The 21,125-nt window shown below is 70.6% G+C and carries 15 protein-coding genes; 7 read left to right on the forward strand and 8 right to left on the reverse strand.

Annotated elements, in window-relative coordinates:
- Positions 1-192: 192 nt before the first annotated feature.
- Positions 193-1,338, reverse strand: coding sequence for an ROK family protein (locus IE317_RS14430; protein WP_191310151.1), 1,146 nt, complete (start codon positions 1,336-1,338; stop codon positions 193-195).
- Between the two features lie 62 nt (positions 1,339-1,400).
- Here IE317_RS14430 and IE317_RS14435 point away from each other — a divergent pair, with 62 nt between their 5' ends.
- Positions 1,401-2,624, forward strand: a complete 1,224-nt coding sequence (locus tag IE317_RS14435; protein ID WP_191310153.1) for an amylo-alpha-1,6-glucosidase — start codon at positions 1,401-1,403, stop codon at positions 2,622-2,624.
- Between the two features lie 40 nt (positions 2,625-2,664).
- Here the strand turns inward: IE317_RS14435 and IE317_RS14440 are convergent, their stop codons facing one another.
- Positions 2,665-4,437 carry an alpha-L-fucosidase gene (locus tag IE317_RS14440; RefSeq protein ID WP_191310155.1) on the reverse strand — a complete coding sequence of 591 codons (1,773 nt, stop codon included), beginning with the start codon at positions 4,435-4,437 and terminating at the stop codon, positions 2,665-2,667.
- Positions 4,438-4,790: 353 nt separating this feature from the next.
- On the opposite strand from IE317_RS14440, the gene IE317_RS14445 reads away from it, so the two are divergent.
- A complete protein-coding gene (locus tag IE317_RS14445; protein WP_191310157.1) occupies positions 4,791-5,978 on the forward strand; it encodes a glycoside hydrolase family 88/105 protein in 1,188 nt (395 codons plus the stop codon).
- A 223-nt stretch (positions 5,979-6,201) separates the two neighbouring features.
- Here IE317_RS14445 and IE317_RS14450 read toward each other — a convergent pair whose 3' ends face one another.
- The 3 genes from IE317_RS14450 to IE317_RS14460 all read right to left on the reverse strand — a co-directional run bounded on the left by IE317_RS14450 (position 6,202) and on the right by IE317_RS14460 (position 10,186).
- Positions 6,202-7,683 (reverse strand): glycoside hydrolase family 28 protein, encoded by a 1,482-nt coding sequence (locus IE317_RS14450; RefSeq protein ID WP_191310160.1) that lies wholly within the window; start codon positions 7,681-7,683, stop codon positions 6,202-6,204.
- A 244-nt stretch (positions 7,684-7,927) separates the two neighbouring features.
- The gene (locus IE317_RS14455) at positions 7,928-9,499 is read right to left on the reverse strand and encodes an alkaline phosphatase D family protein (protein WP_191310163.1); all 1,572 of its coding nucleotides are present in this window, start codon (positions 9,497-9,499) and stop codon (positions 7,928-7,930) included.
- 30 nt (positions 9,500-9,529) lie between these two features.
- Positions 9,530-10,186, reverse strand: a complete 657-nt coding sequence (locus tag IE317_RS14460) for a hypothetical protein (protein ID WP_191310165.1) — start codon at positions 10,184-10,186, stop codon at positions 9,530-9,532.
- 111 nt (positions 10,187-10,297) lie between these two features.
- Between IE317_RS14460 and IE317_RS14465 the strand changes: the two genes are divergently transcribed.
- From IE317_RS14465 to IE317_RS14480, 4 genes are all read left to right on the forward strand, one after another.
- Entirely contained in the window at positions 10,298-13,237 is a 2,940-nt protein-coding gene (locus tag IE317_RS14465; protein WP_191310168.1) for an AfsR/SARP family transcriptional regulator, read from the forward strand.
- A gap of 157 nt (positions 13,238-13,394) precedes the next feature.
- The gene (locus IE317_RS14470) at positions 13,395-13,937 is read left to right on the forward strand and encodes a pentapeptide repeat-containing protein (protein ID WP_191310170.1); all 543 of its coding nucleotides are present in this window, start codon (positions 13,395-13,397) and stop codon (positions 13,935-13,937) included.
- 86 nt (positions 13,938-14,023) lie between these two features.
- Complete coding sequence (locus IE317_RS14475; RefSeq protein WP_191310172.1) at positions 14,024-15,238, forward strand: hypothetical protein; 1,215 nt, start codon at positions 14,024-14,026, stop codon at positions 15,236-15,238.
- Between the two features lie 211 nt (positions 15,239-15,449).
- Positions 15,450-16,676 (forward strand): glycoside hydrolase family 88 protein, encoded by a 1,227-nt coding sequence (locus IE317_RS14480; RefSeq protein ID WP_191310174.1) that lies wholly within the window; start codon positions 15,450-15,452, stop codon positions 16,674-16,676.
- A gap of 45 nt (positions 16,677-16,721) precedes the next feature.
- Here IE317_RS14480 and IE317_RS14485 read toward each other — a convergent pair whose 3' ends face one another.
- Positions 16,722-17,177: a DUF4396 domain-containing protein gene (locus tag IE317_RS14485; protein ID WP_191310176.1), complete on the reverse strand. Its 456-nt coding sequence runs from the start codon at positions 17,175-17,177 to the stop codon at positions 16,722-16,724.
- Between the two features lie 268 nt (positions 17,178-17,445).
- Between IE317_RS14485 and IE317_RS14490 the strand changes: the two genes are divergently transcribed.
- The gene (locus IE317_RS14490; RefSeq protein WP_191310178.1) at positions 17,446-18,462 is read left to right on the forward strand and encodes an autoinducer 2 ABC transporter substrate-binding protein; all 1,017 of its coding nucleotides are present in this window, start codon (positions 17,446-17,448) and stop codon (positions 18,460-18,462) included.
- 7 nt (positions 18,463-18,469) lie between these two features.
- Here the strand turns inward: IE317_RS14490 and IE317_RS14495 are convergent, their stop codons facing one another.
- Positions 18,470-19,768: a DUF6923 family protein gene (locus IE317_RS14495; RefSeq protein WP_191310180.1), complete on the reverse strand. Its 1,299-nt coding sequence runs from the start codon at positions 19,766-19,768 to the stop codon at positions 18,470-18,472.
- Positions 19,765-20,532 (reverse strand): bestrophin-like domain, encoded by a 768-nt coding sequence (locus IE317_RS14500; RefSeq protein ID WP_191310181.1) that lies wholly within the window; start codon positions 20,530-20,532, stop codon positions 19,765-19,767. The genes IE317_RS14495 and IE317_RS14500 overlap by 4 nt, the downstream gene beginning before the upstream one ends.
- Positions 20,533-21,125 lie beyond the last annotated feature (593 nt).

A 21,125-nucleotide genomic window follows, 5' to 3' on the forward strand; every position in this document is an offset into this window, starting at 1 on the left:
GGAATTCGCGAACCGTGAAGCGTGGTACGGAAATCCGATTTGTCGCGGCGAAAACGCGAGGAATGGTGCGTGATGCGCGATTGGTCCGGTTTGCGCCGGTACGGCGGACCACGCACCACGGGCGTGCGCCACCTACTAAAGTCGGTTGCTCCGTCCACTCGGGACAGTCGGGCGGTGGCGGTACTTCGGCCGTCACGCCAGGCACCGGTCCACCTCGGCGGGGGCGAACACGGTGTCGACGACCATCGCCACCGCGCCGGCCACCGCCATTCCCTCGCCGCGGCCGCCGATTTCCACGCGCAGGTGCTGCGTCGCCCTGGGCAGCGCCCGCCGGTACAGCACCTCCCGCACACCCGCCACGAAGTGCGGCTCGGCGAGGTCGCCGGCGATCACCACCACGCCCGGGTTGACCACGCACACCAGCGTCGCGAGCACCTCCCCCACCTGGCGGCCGGCCACTTCGGCGAGCCGCACCGCGAGCGGGTCCCCCGCCGCGATCCGGTCGCGGACGCCCGAGCCGGACTCCGTCGGCAGCCCCAGCTCGGTCAGTCTCGCCGCCAGCGCACCGCCGCCGGCGACGGCCGCGAGGCAGCCGAGGGAACCGCACAGGCAGCGGGCGTCGGGGTGCTCCGGGAGCCGGATGTGGCCGATGTCGCCCGCACCGCCGTCGATCCCGCGGAACACCTCACCGCCGAGGACCAGGCCCGCGCCGATGCCGGTGGACACCTTCACCACGACCAGGGCCGCCGAATCCCGGTAGCGGGCCCGGTGCACGCCCAGCGCCATCAGGTTCGCGTCGTTGTCCACCAGCACCGGGGCGCCGAACCGGGCGCCGAGGTGGCCGTCGATCGGGTAGCCGTCCCAGCCCGGCATGATCGGCGGCTGCGTGACCCGGGCGCGGCCGGGCTCGACCGGGCCCGGCACCGACACGCCGACGCCGCACACCGGCCGCCCCGCCTCGGCCCGCAGCTCCTCGAACCACTCCGCGACCTGGTCGAGCACCGGTTCCGGGCCGTCGGCGACCCGCAGCGCACCGGCCCGGCGGCCCAGGACCCGACCGGCCAGGTCGGTGACGGCCGCTTCGGCGTGCGTGGTGTCGATGCTCGCGGCGAGGACGACCGCGTGCTGCTCGTCGAAGCGCAGCTGCCGGGCCGGACGGCCGCCGGTCGAATCCTCCTGGCCACCCTCGGCGAGCAGGCCCGCCGCCTGGAGCTGCTCCAGCCGCGCGGTCAGCGTCGAGCGTGACAGGCCGCTGCGCTCCTGAAGGGCCTTCCGCGTGCTCGCCTGCCCGGTCCGGACCAGCTGCAGCAGCTCTCCGGCGCTGGTCGGCGTGGTCATCCCGCAGCCCCCTTCGAACTTTTGTCCATTGACAAGACACAAGTCGGAGATAGATTGGACATATGAACGTAACACGGGAGCGGGCCGCGGCTGTCCTGGCGGGCAACTGGCTCGGCGCGTCCACCGTGCCCTCGCGGGCGCTCTACCCGCACCAGTGGAGCTGGGACTCCGCCTTCATCGCGCTCGGCCTGCGCCACCTGTCCCCCGGGCACGCCCGGCGCGAGCTGCTGACGCTGTTCGAAGCGCAGTGGCCCGACGGCCGCGTCCCGCACATCGTGTTCGACCCGCAGACCCCGCCGGAGGCGTACTTCCCGGGGCCGTCCTTCTGGCAGGCCGGGCGGACGTCGGGCCTGGTCCAGCCGCCGGTGCACGCCCGCGCCGTGCTCGCGGTGCACGAGGCCGAGCCGGACCACGCGTTCCTCGCCGCGCTGTACCCGAAGCTGGTCGCCTGGCACGACCACCTGCGGACCGGCCGCGACGCGGGCGGCCGGGGGCTGGTCGCGATCGTGCACCCGTGGGAGTCCGGAATGGACAACAGCCCGGCGTGGGACGAGCCGCTTTCCCGCGTCCCGCTCGCCACCGGATTCGTCCGCCGCGACCTGGCGCACGGCGACCCCGGCGACCGGCCGAGCGACGACGACTACGGCCGCTACGTCCGGCTCGCCGCCGCCTACCGGGACAGCGGCTACCGGGACTTCGGGGACTTCGTCGTGGAGGATCCCGGTTTCAACGCCCTGCTGGCCGACGCCGAACTGGCCCTGGCCGAGATCGCCGAGGAGCTCGGCCTGCCGTCCGGCGCACACCGCGAAGCCGCCGCCCGCCTCGAGAAGGCGTTGCAGGAAACGCTGTGGGAAGACGGCTTCTTCTTCGCCCGAGACGTCCACACCGGCTCACTGATCCGCGAGCACACCTGCGCGGGCCTGCTGCCGCTGATGCTGCCGGACCTGGCGGTCGCCCCGGCCCTGCTGACGACCGCGACCGGCCCACGGTTCCGGCTCGGGCGGGTGCACGGCGTCCCGAGCTACGACCTGACCGCGCCCGGCTTCGACCCGGCCCGCTACTGGCGCGGGCCGTCGTGGTCCAACGTCGGCTGGCTGGTCCGGCAGGGCCTGCTGCACCACGGTGAGTTCGCCCTCGCCGCACAGCTGCGCGACGACCTCGTCGAGACGGCCGCGCAGACCGGCTTCGCCGAGTACGCCGACCCGCTGACCGGGGCCGGGCACGGCGCCCGGTCGTTCAGCTGGACGGCCGCCTTGACCGTGGATCTGCTGTCCGAGGGGAAGTGACGGGTCGCCCGGCCGCGTCGGGGGCGGCCGGGCGATCCGTTCAGCCCGCCGCCGTCGCGTAGTCCGAGCCCACCCACGTTTCGTCGATCCTCAACCGCTTGTAGCGTGAGCTGTCGCTGGATGCGGCGTACGTGCTCGTCACCTGGAGCCGGACGTACCGGGTGTTCACCGCGGCGAGGTCGACGAACTGGACGCCGCGGTGGCTCGGCAGCGTTCCGGACTTCACCGCGCTGCCCCAGTCCTTGCCGTCACTCGACACGAACACCTTGTACGCCTTGATCCGCGCCGACTGCTCGGTGTCCGACCGGGCGTAGCTGACCGAATCCTCCCGCTGGTTGATCCCGAGGTACTGCACCTTCTTCGCCGTCCCCAGGTCGTAGTCGAGGTTGACCGGGAGCGTCTTGTTGTTGTCGAACCAGGTGAGGTAGTCGCCGTCGCTCGCGGACTGTCCACTGTGGCCGCTCCCCGACGCGCTCGCCTTGAGCGTGACGGTCTTCGGGTCGTAGGTGCCGGTGCGGCCCGCGGTCTCGACCTTGAACACCGTGTCGTAACCGTCCCAGCCGGACAGCCCGGTCAGGGTCAGGTTCCCGCCGCCCTGGCCGAACGCGATCGCCGCACCGGTGCGCAGGTTCGTGACGCGGCGGACGCGGTAGCCGTTGTCGCGGATCTTGAGCGTGCTCCCCGACGGCTTGGTCAGGACGTGCACGTACTGCGTGTCGCCCTTGATGGTGATGACGCCGTGGGCGCCGTCGTTCCAGAAGCCCGGCTGCATGCCGCCGTACATGTACCCGGCGCCTTCGGTGCTGCCGAGGGACTCCCAGATCGCGTCCAGGTACGTTTTCGCGAAGTTGTTGAACGCCTCCTGGTTCGACGGGAACTTCCCGTTCACCATCGCCGTTTCGGCCATCAGGGACTTGATCGACGAGCCCGAGTTCGTGATGAGCCGGCCCAGGTTGAGCATCTTGTTCACCGGCGGGTTCGACCCGCCGTACCACCACGAACCGGTGTCGGGGAGCTTGAAGCAGGCTTCGGTGAGCCGCGGCATCGCCGTGTACGTCGCCTGCGGGTAGTCGTACGACGGCGTCATGCCGGTCTTCTGCTCGTTGCTGATCGTGTCCATGATCGGCGTGTCTTCGTTGTTGTTGCTCAGCAGGTAGTCCGGGCGCTGCTGGTAGATCTGCCGGTACAGGTCGTGGGACTCCCAGTAGGCGTTGTCGTTGTCGATCCAGAAGCCGCCGAGGTCGGGGTAGTTCTTCATGACCTCGAAGAAGTTGTCGTAGCTGAACTGGCCGAAGCCGTCCTGGCTGTCGAGGTCGACGTCCTTGCCCTTGTACTTCGAGTAGCCGGCGGAGTCGAGCCACTCGTGGCCGCCCTCGTCGTGCCACTGGGCGTCGTTGGTCATGTAGAGGATGACCTTGAGCCCGCGGGCTTTCGCGGCGGCGATCAGCTCGCCGAGGAAGTCCCGCTTGGTGCTGCAGCTGCCGGGGATCTTCGACGGCCAGGCGCGCGAGTAGCCGAGCCGGCTGTGGAAGGAGGCGAGGACGAGGTAGGACGCGTGCAGCTTCTCGGCTTCGGTGACCCAGTAGCCGGGACTCCACCCGCCGTCGGTGATCGCCTTTTCCCAGGCGCTGCAACTGGTGTAGCCGGGTGACGTGCGCATGCCCCAGTGCAGGAACAGCCCGGCCTGGCTGTCGCGCAGCCACTGCTGTGACGGCTTCTGCAGGTCGGCCGAAGCCGGCGCGGCGATGAGCCCGGACGCCGTCAGCATCGCCGCGCACGCGACGAGCACCCGGCGGAGGAACCTGTCTGCCATGAGCGACCTCCAGTGGTCTGGTCCACTCGGTGGTGTACTCCTGGCGAGGAGGGCGGTCAAGGCTTAGATCCGACCTTTCTGCCGAGTTTCGCTGGCCGGTACATCCCTGCTGCCGCCGTTCGGGTTAAATATCTGATATATGACGCAAGAGATCCGATCTCTCTTGACTCCGCCTCCGGCAGGCGAGTAGATGTTCTCCCCGAGAGCGCTTTCGCTCTCCGAGACCATCGCTCCGGCGACACGGGCAGCACGCCGCGCCCCCCAGAGCTGGTCGGGATGCCGACGGACGGCGGATCGGCATCCCGGCCACCCTTCCACCGCGTCGCGGGGCCAGCGCAGGAAAGGGACGACGCATGTCCGAACATCCCCTTCGCCCGACCCGGCGTGCGGTCCTGGCCGGGACGCTGGGCGCTCTGGGCGCGCTCGCCGCGGCGGGCCCCCTCGCGCGGGCAGCGGACCAGCTGCCCCCGATCGGCGGCGCGGCACCGCCGCCCGACTGGTCGCGCGCGGTGATCGATTCGACGATGAAGCGCTACACGCCGGACAAGATCGGCGGCTGGGGCTACACGCTCGGCCTGTACCTCTACGGCCAGTACCTGTTCTACAAGCGCACCGGCGAGAAGAAGTACCTCGACTACATCATCGCGTGGTACGACCGGTTCATCACCGACAGCGGCATCTCCAACAGCTTCAGCAACCTGGACTCGATGCGCTCGTGCCAGATGCTGCCGCTGCTGTACGCGGAAACGGGCCGCAAGAAGTACAAGACGGCGGCCGACCAGCTGCGCAAGCGGTTCCCGTCCTACCCCCGCACGTCCGACGGCGGCATGTTCCACGCAACGAGCAAGGTCGGCCAGCTGTGGGGCGACGGCGTCTACATGGCCCAGCCGTTCCTCGCCCTCTACGGCGCGGCTTTCGGCGACGGTGACTACTGCTTCGAGGAAGCGGCGAAGAACATCGTCGTGTACTTCAGCCATCTGCGCGAACCGGCGAAGGGCCTGCTGTACCACGCCTACGACGAGGACGGCTCCGAGTCGTGGGCGTCCGGGTCCGGGCACCACTCGAAGTACCACTGGGCGCGGGCGATCGGCTGGTTCGGCATGGCCACCATCGACATCCTCGAGGTGCTGCCGGCCGACCACCCGCGGCGGGCCGCGCTGATCGACGTCGTCCGCTTCCTGGCGGCCGGCTACCAGCGCTACCAGGACGCCTCGACGGGCCGCTGGTACCAGGTGGTCGACCGCGGAGGCGACGCGAAGAACTGGCTGGAGACGTCGGCGTCGTCGATGTACACGTTCACGATGGCCCGCGGCGTCCAGCGCGGCTACCTGCCGGCGTCCTACCAGGCGGTGGCGGATCGCGGGTACGCCGGCGTGCTGCGCAAGGTGTCGCTCGGCTCGGACGGGCTCACGAACATCACCGACATCTGCGAGGGCACCAACGTCGGAGACCTGTCCTACTACTACGCCCGGGCCCGCAAGACCAACGACTTCCACGGCCTGGGCGCATTTTTGATCATGAACGAGCAGTATTCGCACTGACCCTTGTGACGCCGCAGAAGGGGCCCCGGCCAGTCGGCCGGGGCCCCTTCGTCCGTGCGGAAAGAGGCATCACGTGTGATTGAGCGGGCATCACACGTGACTGGAGGGGCATCACTCGTGATGCCTTACCAATCACAGATGATGCCCCTCCAATCACACGTGATGCCCCCTGGATCACGGGTGAGGCCCCTTCCCGCTCGCGGGAAGGGGCCTCGGGGTGGGGTCAGCAGGCCGAGGTGGAGCTTGCGGTGGTGATCCGCAGGGCGGAGCCGGAGGTGGTAGTGGAGTCCTTGACGCAGTAGCCCGTCACGGACTGGAAGCCGATGTCGAACGGGCTCTTCGAGCCCTTTTCGGCCGTGAAGTGGTCGAACGTGATGTCGGAGCTGTTGTTGACGATGCTCGCCGGGCGGCCGTCGTCCTTGGCGAACTCCACCGAGCTGTTCACGAACCGGATGCCGGCCGCGTAGTGCAGGTACCAGCCGTACGACGGGCGGGTGCCGATGCTCTTCGGGTTGTAGTCCGTCGCCGTGTTGCTCGGGACGCCCGTGCCCATGGTGCCGTTCCCGCCCGGCACCGAAAGCTTCACGCCGGTGAACGTGACGTCGGAGACGCGGTGGCCGCTGTCCGCGCCCCAGATCGTCGGGCTGAAGCTGCTGCCCGTGTGCGTGCCGGTGACGTTGTCGAACGTGATGCCGCTGATCGACCCGACACCCGGGTTGTTGCCGCAGCGCTTGCGCGTGCCGATCTTCATCATGATCGGCGAATACGTCCCGGACATCGTGATGTCGCGGTAGTGGACGTCGGAAATCTTCGCGCCGTCCATCGAAACGATGCCGATGCCCGATTTGTGCGCGCCGGTGATCGTGATGCCCGAGAAGTGGTACCCGGTGAAGTCGCCGCAGGTCTCGGACCCGAACATCAGCGCGTTGCAGCAGACCGCCGACAGTTTCGCGCCCGTCACCGTCACGTTCCCGTTCGGCAGTTTCGCGCCGAGCGCGTAGTCGCTCTTGAACACCAGCGCGTCGTCGTTCGCGGCGATCGCGGCGTTGGTGATCGTGACGTTCGTCGTGCTGATGATGTTCCAGCCGTCGCGGTCGCTCGCCGTGTCGATGGTGAGGTGGTCGGAAACGACGTTCGTGCAGCCGTTGATCAGCGCCGCGAAGTGGCCGCCGCGGCGCAGTTTGACGCCGGACAGCGTCAGGCCGTCACACCGGGTGAGGGACAGGATCTTGTCGGCCTCGCCGGACTTCGGGTTGCCGGTGATGAGGTTGCCGCCGCCGTCGATCGTGCCGGCGCCGGTGAAGCCGATGTTCGTCAGCCGGTCGCCGGAGAACATCGCGTTGTGGAAGTGGCTGTGCCCGTAGTCCTGGTAGTCGTCCCACTGGTTCGGCTCGGGCTTGTCGTAGGTGTCCGCGCTCGACCCGGTGATCGTCGCCCCGGCGTCGAGCTGGATCGTGACGTTGCTCTTGAGGTGGACGGTGTTCGCCGACTTGTAGGTGCCGGAAGTGAACCGGACGGTGCCGCCGCCCGCCGCGTTCGCCGCGGTGATCGCCTTGTCGATGGCGGCGGAATCGTTGGCCGACCCGTTCCCCTTGGCGCCGTAGTCCTTCACGTCGTAAACGCCGCCGGGCGCGGCGGCGGAAACGCCGGCGCCGGCCACCACCAGCCCGGCCACCGCGAAGGTGATCAGCAAGAGTTTTTTCACCGTGGAACCGCCTTGTCATGGGATCGCAGAATTCGGCATGACGGCGGAAACCCCAGATTACGAGCGGCACGAACGGAATGTCAAGATCGCCGGGTCCGGGGACCCGCGCCACCCCCAGTCGGGGCGCGGGTCCCCGTGTCCATTCGGGATTCTCGGAGTCTACCTTCGCCGGGCCCGGGTGCCCCGTACATTTTTCATGGTCCACAACGTGAATCCACCATGATCGGTGTCACGCAGGGTGACTTCAGGCCTTCTGGAGACCCGGCTTCCCGGCCTGCACCACGTAGCTGACGTCGTTCTTGATCACCACCGCAGCCGGGTCGTAGACGCTCGTGTCGGACGTCGTCATGAAGTCCGCCCGCAGCTGCGACGGCGTGGTCGTGACGCGGACGTACCCGCGCTCGCCCTTGCAGTACTTGACGTGCGGGTTGTTCGCGTACCAGGCCGCGCTGGGCGCGGACGCGGTGTCGCTGTTGCTCGTGACCGACGTCGTGACCAGCTCCGAGCCGATCACCGGGTCGCTGTGGTCGAAGTAGTCCAGCCGCAGGTCCGCGGCCCAGTGCCGGTGGACGTCGCCGGTGAGCACGACCGGGTTGGCCACCTTCCGGTCGACCCAGCCCTGCTGGATCCGGTTGCGGGAGGCCTCGTAGCCCTGCCAGGAGTCGTTGCTCTCGCAGGTGGCCTTGTTGCCGTCGCTGTCCCGCGTCGCGAAGAAGACCTGCTGGCCGAGGAAGTCCCAGGTCGCCGGGTGCGACTCGAACTGCTTGAGCAGCCACGCCTCCTCCGTGGCGCCGAGGATGCTGCGGGAGGTGCTGCGCATGTCGGCGCAGGCCGGACCGGCGTCACCGGACGGGTCGGGCACCTGGGCACTGCGGTACTGGCGCGTGTCGAGCATGTGGAACCGGGCCAGGTTGCCCCACATCAGCTGCCGGTAGAGCTGGATCGACGCGCCGTTCGGCTTGGCCGTCGACCGGATCGGGGTGTTCTCGTAGAAGGCCTGGAACCCGGCGGCCTTGCGCGCGGCCGGCGCGGGTGAAGTGGTGCCGTTCCAGTTGTTCATCACCTCGTGGTCGTCGAAGACCACGATCCAGGGCGCGATCGCGTGCGCGGCCTGCAGGTCGGCGTCGGTCTTGTGCTGGGCGTGGCGGGCGCGGTACTGCGCGAGCGTGGTGACGTCCTCGGTGAAGGCCAGGCTGCGCGGGTTGCGCTCCTGCGCGGTCCGGCCCGACTTCTTCTCGTAGATGTAGTCGCCGAGGAACAGCACCAGGTCCGGGTCGTCGGCCACGATGCCCTTGTACGCGTGGTAGTAGCCCTCCTCCCAGTGCTGGCACGAGCTGAAGCAGTACTTGAGCTGGTTGACCGCGGCCCCGGCGGCGGGCGCGGTGCGCGTCCGGCCGACCGGCGAAATGTAGCCGGAGCTCTTGAACCGGTAGAAGTACTCGCGGGCCGGCTGCAGCCCGGTCGGTTCGATGTGGACGCTGTGCCCGGACGCGCGGACGGCGTCCACCGACCCGCGCTGCACGATCGAGCTGAACGCCTCGTCGTTCGCGATCTCCCAGTCGACCGCGTAGGTGGCGTCCGGCATGCCGCCGAAGCCGTCCGGGTTGAGCGGCGCGGGGGCGAGTCTCGTCCACAGCACCACGCTGTCGGGCAGCGGATCGCCGGAGGCGATGCCGAGCTGGAACGGATCGCGGACGGCGGGGGCGGCGGCCGTGGTGCGGGCGTTCGCCCACGACGGCAGTGCCGCCGAAGCCGCGGTGGCGGTGACCGCGGCGAGCCCGCCGAGCAGCACCTTGCGCCGGTTGACCTGACCCATGGGAAAACCCTTTCTCGTGGTGGACGGGCCTCAGGCCGCGTAGTCGGTGATGCCGTCGCTGCAGGACTTCAGGTCGGGCTTGGCGGTCGTGTAGTTCGCGACGCAGACCTTGTAGAAGACCCAGCCGCCGTGCGCGACCGTGACGGCCTTGTCGGCCTTCGTGCCTTCGCCGCCGGAGTTCCAGACGTAGAACGGCCCGGCGCCACCCTTGAGCCAGTAGGCGACCACGGCGGAGTAGCCGTCGGAATTCGTGTCGTAGACCAGGAAGTGCGAGTCGGACGAGCGGTACTGCGCCTCGCCCGCGCAGGCGTCGGCGCACTGGCCGCTGCCCGAGCCGACGCCGCAGTCGGGCGCCACCCGCGTGTCGGAGTTGGTGAAGACGTAGGTGTCCGAGATGTACCCGCCGAGCGCCGGCACGTAGTCCCACAACGTGCCGGTGCCGTACGGGCCGGTCACCGACGAGCCGTTGACCTGGCAGTCGATGGTGACGGTGGCGCCGTTGGCGACGGTCTTGACCGCCGTGGCGGCCGTGGTGGGTGCCCGGCGGACGTTGAGGGGGTCACCGGCGGTCTTCACGGTCCCGCTCGCCGCCGCCGACGCCTCGATCGCGCCGCCGGCCAGGAGCGCGCCGACCGCGGCCAGTACCAGGCCGGAACCGGCGGTACGCCGGAGTTTCGATCGCTTCATGGCGGCAGCGTCGCTCCGCGCCATACACATTCCGTACAAAGCGCGCACGTGTGCGCACAGACACTCCGAATGGATCTAGCCGGTGCGCCCGGACGGTCCTAGAGTCCGGCTATGGGGGAACTCATCGGGCAGGTTGAGACCACCTCGCTGGCCATCCGCGTCCTCGGTCCGCTGGAGGTCACCGCCGCCGGGCGCGTGATCGCCCTCGGCGGGCCGAAGCCCCGGCTGCTGCTGGCCGCGCTGGCCCTGCAGCCGAACGTCGTCGTCTCGACCGACGTGCTGGTGGAAGTGCTGTGGCCGGCATCGGCGCCGCGGTCGGCCGCGGCGAACATCCGCACCTACGTGCATTCGCTGCGAAGACGGTTCGCCGAGATCCACCCCGGCCTGGGCGAGCGGATCAGCAGCCGGGCCTCCGGCTACCTGCTGACCGCGTCGCCGGACGAACTGGACCACCTCGCCTTCGCCGCCTTGGCCGGCGAAGCCCAGGAAGCGCTCGACGGCGGCGAAGCCGAAAGCGCCCTCAAACTCCTCGACAAGGCCGACGCCCTCTGGCGCGGCGAAGTCCTCGAAGGCCTGCCGCACGACCACAGCTGGGGCGCGACCGTCGCCCGCCTCGCCGAACTGCGGCTGTCGGTGCAGGAACAACGCCTCCGCGCGCGGATCGGCCTCGGCCGCTCCGGGGAGGCCATCGCCGAACTGCGCGGGCTGGTCACCGAGCACCCGCTGCGCGAAGAGCTCTGGGCGCAGTTGATCGTCGCCCTGCGCGCCGCGGGCCGGACCGGGGACGCGATCGAGGCCTACGAGTCGGCCGAGCGGGTCCTGCGCGAGGAACTCGCCGCCGAACCGGGCGCCCGGCTGCGCGAGCTGCGCGCGACCCTGGTGCCGGAAAACGTCCTCCCCCCGCGCGTCGCCGACGTCGCCCCGGTCTGCCAGCTGCCCCTGGACCTGCCGGACTTCACCGGCCGCGACACGCTGATCCGCGACGTCGTGACCCTGCTGCGCGAGCGTGCGGACTCCGGCACGCCCGCCGTGGTCGTACTGTCGGGCGCACCCGGCGTCGGCAAGTCGGCGGTCGCCGTCCGGGTCGCGCACGCGGTCCGCGACGAGTTCCCCGACGGCCAGCTGCACGTGGACCTGGCCGGCACGTCGTCGTCGCCGCGGGCGCCGATGAGCGTGCTCGCCGAACTCCTGCGCACGCTGGGCATTCCGGACGCCGGCCTGCCGCGCGAGCTGGCCGAGCGGTCGGCGCTGCTGCGGTCCCGGCTGGCCGGGCGGCGGATGTGCGTCGTGCTCGACGACGCCGGCAGCGAGGCCCAGGTGCGGCCGCTGCTGCCCGGGGCAGGGGCGTGCGCGGTGCTGGTGACCAGCCGGATCCGGCTGCCCGGGCTGGCCGGCGCGAAGCCGGTGGACGTCGACCTGCTGCCCGAGGCCGAGGCCGCGCGGCTGCTGGAGGGCATCGTCGGCGCCGGGCGGGTGGCCGCCGAGCCGGAGAGCGCCGCGGCGATCCTGCGCCAGTGCGGGCACCTGCCGCTGGCGATCCGGGTGGCCGGCGCGAAGCTGACGCACCGGCCTGGCTGGACGCTGCGGCTGCTGGCCGACCGGCTGGGCGACGAACGCCGCAGGCTCGACGAGCTGCGCGTCGGCGACCTCGCCGTCCGCGCGAGCGTGACGCTGTCCTACGACCTGCTGCCGATGTCGGCGGCCACCGCCTTCCGCGGGCTCGGCCTGCTCGGACCGGTCCAGTTCCCGGCGTGGGCGGTCGCAGCCGTGCTGGGCCGCCGTGACGCCGAAGACGTCCTCGACGTGCTGGTCGACGGCCACCTCGTCGAGCTGGTCGGCTCGGATTCGGCCGGGCAGCCGCGCTACCGGCTGCACGACCTGCTGCGCGTGTACGCGGTGGAACTCGCCGAGCGGAGTGACGCGGCGAAGACCCGGGCCGGCCTGCGGCGGGTGCTGGAGGGCTACCTGGGGCTCGCGCTCGAGGCGGCGCGCCGGATGCCGCTGCACTTCTTCGGGGCCTACTGCGACGACGAGCTCCCCCGCCCCGGCGTGCCCGAAGGCGTCCTGCCCGAAGACCCGGCCGAGTGGTTCGCGGCCGAGCGGCACACGACCGTCGCGGCGGTCTCGCTGGCCGCCCAGCACGGGTTCGACGACCTGGCCTGGCCGCTGGCTTCGGCGCTGACGCCGTACTTCGACCTGCGGGGCCCGCAGGACGACTGGCACAGCACCCATCTGGTGGCACTGGCGGCGGCCCGCCGGGCCGGCTCGGCGCGGGCCGAGGCGATCGTCCAGCGCAACCTCGGGCAGTACCTGCTCTACCAGGACGAGTACGCCGAGGCGCGGGTGGCGTTCGAGGCGTCGAAAAAGCTGTTCGACGAGGTCGGCGACATCCAGGGCGTGGCCGTCGCGCTGACCGGGGTCTCGACGATCCTCCGCATCGAGGGCGAGGACGACCTGGCCCTCGACCACTGCCACGAGGCGCTCAAGCTGTTCGCGGAAGCCGACGACCCGAACGGCGAAGCGGTGGCCCGCCTCGGCGCGGGCGCGGTGTGGATGTCCCGAGGGTGTTACGCGGTGGCGAAGCGCTGGATCACCGACGCGCTGGAGCTGTCGGCCTCGATCGGCGACCGCCACCGCGAAGCCCACGCGCTCAAGCGGCTGGGCCTGTTGTTCCAGCACCAGGGCAACCTGGCGGCGGCCCGCGAGCACGTCGACCGGGCCATCGCGATCTTCACCGACCTCGGCGACGACCACTGCGTGGGGTACGCGAACCAGAACCTCGGCGAACTGTGCCTGCACAGCGGGGACTTCGCGCACGCGCAGCTGCTGCTGGTGAACTCGCTGGCGGTGCACCGCCGCAACGGCGACCGGCGGTCGGAGGCCGAGGTTTCGCAGCTGCTCGGGGAACTGCACCGGGCGCTTTCGCAGCCGGAGCGGTCGCGGGACTACTCGGAGCGGGCGCTGGCCATCTGGCGGGAGCTGTCGACGCGGCCGAAGGAGGAGCCGTCGGTCGTGGTGGTGCCGGAGCGGCCGCACATCGCCTCCGCCTGAGCGAACCGCCCTTCCGGCGCGCCCGGGTGCCCTAGGATCCCGCCGTGACTTCGACGTCCCGGCGTGCGCGGACCACCGGACTCTGGCCGATCGGGAGACACCTCGTCGCGGTGGTCTGCACCGGGCTCGGCGTGTTCGCGGCCGCGACCGTGCTCCTGTGGGTGGCGCTGGGTCTGCCGGCCGCACCCAGGTGTGCATCGACGTGCTGTGCGCGTACCTGCGCATGCCGTACGAGCCCGCGCTGGATTCGCCGTGGTACCACGACGAGGAGACCGAAGTGCGCTTCTCGATCACGAGCGTGATCAGCGACCACCTCCGCCCGGGTGCGCCGGTCAGCTGGCAGGGCCACGAGTTCAACTTCCTCCGCGCCGTCCTCCGCTCCGCGGACTTCGCGGGCATCGAGGTGGGCAGCGGCCGGCTCCTGTTCAGCCTGGCCCGGTTCCGCCGCGGCTGGACATCGTTCGATGGAATGCGCGTAACCGGCGGCGAAGTCTGGTTCGGCGGCGCGCAGTTCGCCGACGGCGCCCGGGTCAATTTCGACAACGCCGAGTTCAGCAGCGGCCGCGTCCAGTTCGAAGGCGCCGCCTTCGAAGGCGGCGAAGTCGACCTCTCGAAGGCCAGTGCCGACGACTGCACCGCGCCACCCGTGTTCGACGAGTGGGAGACCCCGCCACCGGGGCTCCTGCTGCCCGGCGCCTGACGCACAATCCGCTTGTACGGATCATGTACGCCGTCCCGTCAGTCTTTCGCCACCTTCGAACAACAGGTGCGAGAGGAGAACCGGGGATGATCCGGATCATGAAAGCCGGCCGCGTGACCGCGGCGGTCCTGGCCGCCGGGGCGGTGACGGCTCTGGCCGGAGCCCCCGCGCAGGCCGCCACCGGCACCGGCTGGACCGCCGACTTGTCCACAGTGGACAGCAACGACGTCAACGTCACCGGAGCGGGCGGCACGCTCACCCTGGCCGACGCCGCGTGGCACCGGACCGCCCGCGTGTTCGCCGGCAGCGAGGGCAGCCTCACCACCGACGGGCACCGGCTCGGCTCGCCGACCAACCGCGTCAGCGCCGAACTGACCGCCGACACCCCCAAGGGCACCTCGGTCGACGTCGACGTCCGCGGCCGGACCGGGGCGGACGACTGGACCGAGTGGACCCCGGCCGGGACCACGCTGAAGAGCGCCGTGAACGAGGTGCAGGTGCGGATCAGCCTGCACAGCTCCACCGACGGCGTGCGCCCGTCGGTCACGAGCGTCAAGCTCGACGCCGACAACGCCCCGCAGGTCAACGCCCTCACCGCCGGCACCGAGCTGACCTACAAGGTCTACGGCACCCGCGAAGGCCTGCCCGGCGGGACCACCGCCAACGGCCACGTCATCACCAGCCGCGACCACTTCGTCGCGCTGCCCTCCGGCAAGGCGCTGGCCCCCAAGGGCACCGGCAACTACTCCGTGCGCGTCTGCCGGACCGACGGCAGCAAGTGCGAATACGCGCCGGTGTGGGACGTCGGCCCGTGGAACGAGCAGGACGACTACTGGAACCCGTCGTCGGTGCGGACGAAGTTCAAGGACCTGCCGCAGGGCCAGCCGGAAGCGTATGCCGCGTACCACAACGGTTACAACGGCGGCAAGAGCGGCCTCGGCTACAAGGTGCAGAACCCGGCCGGCATCGACCTCGCCGACGGTGTCTTCTGGGACGGGCTCGGCATGTCGGACAACGGCAACGTGAACGTCACCTACCTGTGGACCGGCTCCGGCCCGACCGGTGTCGTGAGCACGGCGGGCGACCCGATGAACGTCCGGGCGAGCGCGAGCACCTCGGCCGCCATCAAGGGCCTCGCGGCGAACTACGCCAAGGTGAACATCGAGTGCTACGTCGAGGGTGACACCGTCACCGGCAAGTTCGGCACCGGCAACATCTGGGACCGGATCGGCCCCGGGCACTACGTGTCCGACACCTACCTGCAGACGGGTTCCGACCAGCCGGTCGCCCCGCACTGCTGAAAATCGTCGCGCGGCTGACTGCCCTCACCCCGCGACAACGGCGAAGGCCCGGTGTCCCCCGCCGGGCCTTCGCCCATTTCCCCGCCATTCCGCTCAGCGGCACACTTTTCACAAACGTGAACGGGCTTCCGCCGGGTGTACAACGGCCCATCTGCCGTGCAAAAATTCCGGGCACTCTCCTCCCCCCGAAATCACGGAATGGCGGGTACCTGTGAGCGTTTCCCGGAGAACCCTGCTGACCACCGCGGCCGGTGCCGCGGTGGCGGTGGGCGCCAGCCCCACCACGACCGCATCGGCGGCCACCCCTGACCAGGCCTCGGCCACCCGGACGCTCCGCCAAGCGGCCGATTACGCGGTGGCCAAGCTCCGCGCGGTGGCCCCCGGCGTCACCGCGTTCCCGGTCGGCACGAAGTTCGAGAAATGGACCTATTCGCAGAACGGCGACTGGGTCGGCGGATTCTGGCCCGGCCAGTTGTGGCTGGCCTGGCTGCACAGCGGCGAAGAACAATTCAAGACCCTCGCACTGGCCTCCGCGGAAAAACTCGCGCCGCGCCAGAACGACACGGGCACGCACGACCTCGGTTTCCTGTTCTACCCCTCGTGGGTGACCGCGTGGCGGCTCACCGGCGACGAGAAGTGGAAGGCGGGCGCGGTGCAGGCCGCGTCGTCGCTGATCAAGCGCTACAACCCGGCGGGCCGGTTCATCCGTGCCTGGGGCGCGCTGTCCGACCCGAACAACGCCGGCCGGGTCATCATGGACACGATGATGAACCTCGATCTGCTCGCGTTCGCCAGTGCGCAGACCCAGGATCCGCGCTACCTCGAAATCGCCGTCGCGCACGCGAAGACCGCGCAGCGGAACTTCCTGCGCCCCGACGGGTCGACGCCGCACGTGTTCGACTTCGACCCGGTCACCGGCGCGCCGATCGGGCCGAACACGGTGCAGGGCTACAGCCCGGCGTCGTGCTGGTCGCGCGGGCAGGCCTGGGGCGTCTACGGGTTCACCACCATCCACCGGCGCACCGGGGACCCGGAGTTCCTGACCACGGCCCGGCGGCTCGCGGACTTCGCGCTGTCGCGGCTGACGCCCGACCACGTGCCGGTGTGGGACTACCTGGCCCCGCAGGCGCCAAACGACGTCAAGGACGCCTCCGCGGGCGTGATCATGGCGTGCGGCCTGCTGGACCTCGCCGAGCTCACGCACCGCCCGCAGTACCGGGAGAGCGCGCTGCGGATCCTCACGGCGGTCTCGCGGACGTGCCTGACCACGAAGTCCACCCGGGCCGAGGCGAGCGTCGCGCGCTGCACGCGGAACCGCCCGGCCGAGGACGGCGTCGAGGTGTCACTCCCCTACGCCGACTACTACCTGCTGGAAGGCATCCTGCGGGTGCTCGACCGGCGCAAGGTGGACCGCGCGATCGACCTTTCGCGCGTGTAGCGGCGTCCGGGGAGGCCGCCACCTCCCCGGACGCGCGCGCCGTGTTCAGTGGTGGTGGTGCGCGTGCACCTTGGCGTGACCGAGACCGCGCCCGATCATCCACTTGTTGACCGGCACCGTGACGACGAACGCGACCGCCAGCGAGAGCACCAGGGCCAGCCAGAACAGGACACTGGCCAGCCCGGCGTCCATCGCCCCGGGAATCGCCACGACCACGGTGTTGTCGATCAGCTCCATCACGGCGATCGACACGGTGTCCGCGGCCAGCGCGACCTTGAAGGCCGCCTGGAGGTTCATCCCCGACTTCAGCACGCCCCGCATGGTCAGGCCGTAGCCGAAGACGAAGGCCAGCGCGATCGACAGGACCACCGTCGCCGCGTTGTGGAGGCCGAACGCCGTGCCCAGCACCATGCCGAGCACCTCACCGATGGCACAGCCGGTCAGGCAGTGCAGAGTCGCCTGGATCGCTGTCGCCCACGAAGCCCCGTGCTGTTCGTTCATGCCGGTGACTATACCCCTGGGGGGTACTGTGCGCACGTTCCGCGCGTCACAGTGCCGACGGTCCGGCGCAGGCACAGACAGACGGATCGTAGTCACGCAGCGTGGTCAATCGAAGCTGACCAGGGGATATCTGCCGGAGCAGAACTCACTTCCGTAACCCTTTGCGCACATCCCGTTGACCACAGTTACCCGGGGCCCTACGTTCGCCCTTGGTCTCCACCATGCGCAGACCCATCGAACTGATCGAAATCCTGAGGAACGGGTGGGGATGCGAGCGCCGACGAAGACCTTCCGGCTGGTCGCGATGCTGCCGCTGGTGGCGGCCCTCGCGCTCGGAGGCTGCTCGGACCAGCTGGGCAACGCGCCGGCCGCGCCGCCGACCCGGATCGAGTTCGTGCCCAAGGTCCGCGGCATCCCGTACTTCGAGGCGATGGACAACGGCGGCCTCGAGGCGGCGAAGCAGCTGGGCGTCACCTGGCACTCGACCGGCCCGGCGACCGTCGACCCGGCCGCGCAGGTGACGATCCTGCGCGACCTGATCGCGAAGAAGGTCGACGTCATCGTGGTGGCCCCCAACGACCCGGCCGCGCTCGCGGGCGTGATCGCCGAGGCCAGGGCGAAGGGCATCCACGTGCTCACCTCGGACACCGACGCGCCGGGCACGCAGCGCGAGGTGTTCGTCAACCAGGCCAGCGCCCAGGGCATCGGCACCGCGCTCGTCGACGCGCTGATGGCGAAGACCGGCGGCGCCGGCCAGTACGCGATCGTCTCCTGCGGCCCGGCCGCGGCGAACCTCAACTCGTGGATCGCCGTCCAAAAGGAGTACGCGGCCGCGCACTACCCGAAGGCCGAGCTCGTCGACACCGTGTACGCGGGCGAAGACGAGGCCGCCGCGACGGCCATCGCGAAGCAGCTCATGACCAGCCACCCCGGCCTGACCGGGTTGATCGGCGAGTGCACGACGTCCGCGCCGGGGGTCGCGAAGGCCGTCGGCGACGAGGAGAAGATCGGCCGGGTGTTCACCGTCGGCGTCGGGACGCCGCAGGCCATCAAGCCGTTCCTGCTCGACGGCTCGTGCTCGCAGTCGGTGCTGTGGAACGTCGAGTCGCTGGGTTACCTGACCGCGTGGACGGCGAAGCAGGTCGCCGACGGCAAGCCACTGGGCCCGGTCAACAAGGTGAGCCTGGAGCTGCCGGCGGTGAAGTACGACGCGGCCACGAAGACCGTCCTGCTGGGCGACCCCCTGCTCATCACCGCCGACAACGTCGACCAGTTCAAGTACTGACGCCGGCTCACCGGTGCCGGCGCACGTGGGCGACCGCGGCGCCCCCGCCGAGCACGAGCAGCAGTGCCGTCAGCCCCCAGCGGCGTTTCTCCTCGGTCCGCCGTCCGGTGTCCCGGACCACCGGCTCGGCCGGCTTCTCCGGACGCGCGCGCGGGGTCGTCGGCGGCGGGGGTGGCGGGGCCGGGGTGGACGGCGTGGGCGTGACCACCGGGGCCGGCGTGGGAGCCGGCACCGGGGCCGGCGGCACGACGACGGGCTGTTCGACCGGTGGTGGCGGCAGGGGTGACGGCTCCGGTGCCTGCGTGGCGGGCGGCACCTCGGTCCGGGACGGGGTCGACGGTGGGGGTGACGACTGCTCCGGGGGCGTGCTCGGGGGAGGTGACGACTGCTCCGGAGGTGTCGTCGGCGGGGGCGGGGGCGGGGGCGTGGGTGCCTCCGCGATGCACCCGGCGGCGTCGCCGCTCACCAGCGGCGGCCCGGTCGCGACCTCGGTGGCCGGGCCCGAGCCGTCGCGCGGCAGGCGGAACGTGACGCTGCGCTGCCCGTAGTGGTTGGCCGTGGCGTAGAGCACGCCGGAGGCGAGCACGACCGACCCGTACGCGCCGCCTTCGGGGAACCGCAGCCCCGGCACCACCGCGACCTTTCCGCTCGCCGGGTCGATGGTGACCACCGAACTGCCGCCGTGTGAGGTCGCCGAGACGCCGTAGAGCAGCCCGTCCGCCGGGTCGACGGCGAAGTCGTCGACGCCGACGGCGAGCGAAACCGGCCGCAGCGCGGTCCGGTGCACCACCCGCAGGTAGTCCGCGTCCCCCGGGTCGATGTCCACTGTGTACAGATCACTGCCCTGCCGGACGTACCAGCGGTCGCCGTCGATCGCGCCCGCGGTGGCGCCGGTGACCGGGCTCCACACCGGGTGCGGCGTGCCGGCCCGGCCGATCACGCCCAGATCGGTGACCACGCCGGCGGCGTCGATCCGCACCGCGTGCGCGCCGTGGTACCGGCCGGCGCGGGTGCCGTCGGCGACGCCGTAGACCACGCCCTGCGCTGCGGAGTAGCCCATCGCGTTGATCCAGTACCCGGCCTGGCTCACCCGCTGCGTGACCCCGCCGGGCAGGGAGAGCCGTCGCAGGGTCGTGGGCGCGCCAGTGCGTTCGTTCTCCGCCTGCAGGATCGTGCAGCCGCCCGGCGGCCGCGCCACCGCGAGGTGGGCCGCCGGGGGCGTGAGCCAGCCCGACGCCGCGAGCAGCGCCGAGACCGCCGCGGCCACCCCGAACGCCGCCGCCCAGCGGGTCCGCGTGCCGGTCAAACCAGCCTGGCCAGCGCCGAGGTGAACGCCTCGGGGGGCACGCTCACCCCACCGCTGAACGGGTTCTGCAGCTGGTAGATCGCGAACAGCAGCAGCGTGATCGTGCCGGCCAGGGTGGACACGATGATGATGTGGGCGGCCAGCCGCGTGCCGCCGAACAGGTTGGGCAGCAGGATCGCGGTGATCAGGCTGCCGAGGATGAGCGCGAACCAGACGACCGCGCCGACCCCGCCGGCGCCGGAGTGGCTCAGCCGCTGCTGCCGGGCCTGGTAGACCGACCAGAGCTGGTCGCTGGCCTCGGTCTTGCGGTCCAGCTCCCAGTCGCCGTCGGCGGGCGCTTCCGCGACCGCCAGGCGCATCTGGTCCAGCTGGGTCGCGCCGGTGGCCGGCACCTCGCTGCCCTCGGCCAGGCGCGGCCACTCCTGCTCCTGGACCGTGTGCGCGTACGCCGTGGCGAGCTGGTGGACGCGGTCCTTCGTCGCCTCCGGCAGCGCGTCGGCCGCCCAGGTGGCCGCGACCAGGCTGTCGGCCTCGGTCTGCGCGTTCTGGCTCACGGTGCTCACCGAGTCGTACAGCGAGATGAGGACGAAGGCGACCAGGACCGCGTGCAGCCCGCCGACGATGGTGAACACCTGGCCCGCCGCGTCGTTGTTGCCGGGCCTGCCCTCGTCGTCCCGGCCGAACCGGCGGACCAGGTAGGCGATCAGTCCGCCGACGCAGGCCGCACCGGCCACCCAGAGACTGCCGGCCACGAAGATGTTCATCCAGGTCCTTTCGCCCGCGGACTGCGGGAAGCACGGCCCGGCATTCCACAACCGGGCACGCTCAAGTTAGTCATCCGTTTCCGGGCGGACAACAGAAAACAGCGAATTCATCCAAGTGGCCGCACCGGCAGGCGAAATTCGCCGATTCGGCGCAGCCAAAGCGGGGTACCCGCCACCGCGTCGTACCGCTGGGCAACCATGAACCGCGCTGCCGAGCAGGCTTTTTCACGACCGAGTGACGTCCGCGGACAGCCGGTGACCAGCCCCGTCGAACATCATCCGAGAATGATCGAGTGCCGCGCCCGCCATTAACCCGGTGACCCGATCGTGTCATTGTGCGGCCGGACTCGGTTGCTATGTTGATTTCGCGGCGCCACGAAACCCGCACATATCAGTGAATAGCAGGTCTGACCGGCGTGCCGGCTGGGGCGGGCACGTGCCGAACGCGAATGATTGGGTGGTCCTCGTTGTGACTGTCACCGACCCGGTGGGATCCGAGCAGGTGGAATCCGAGCCGGCGCCGTCGAGCCTGAGCCGGGCGGCGGCCCGGACCCTGGCCACGACGACCAAGTCCGTCCCGCAGATGCAGGGCA

Source organism: Amycolatopsis bullii, from assembly GCF_014654205.1.
GTDB classification, from domain to species: Bacteria; Actinomycetota; Actinomycetes; order Mycobacteriales; family Pseudonocardiaceae; genus Amycolatopsis; species Amycolatopsis plumensis.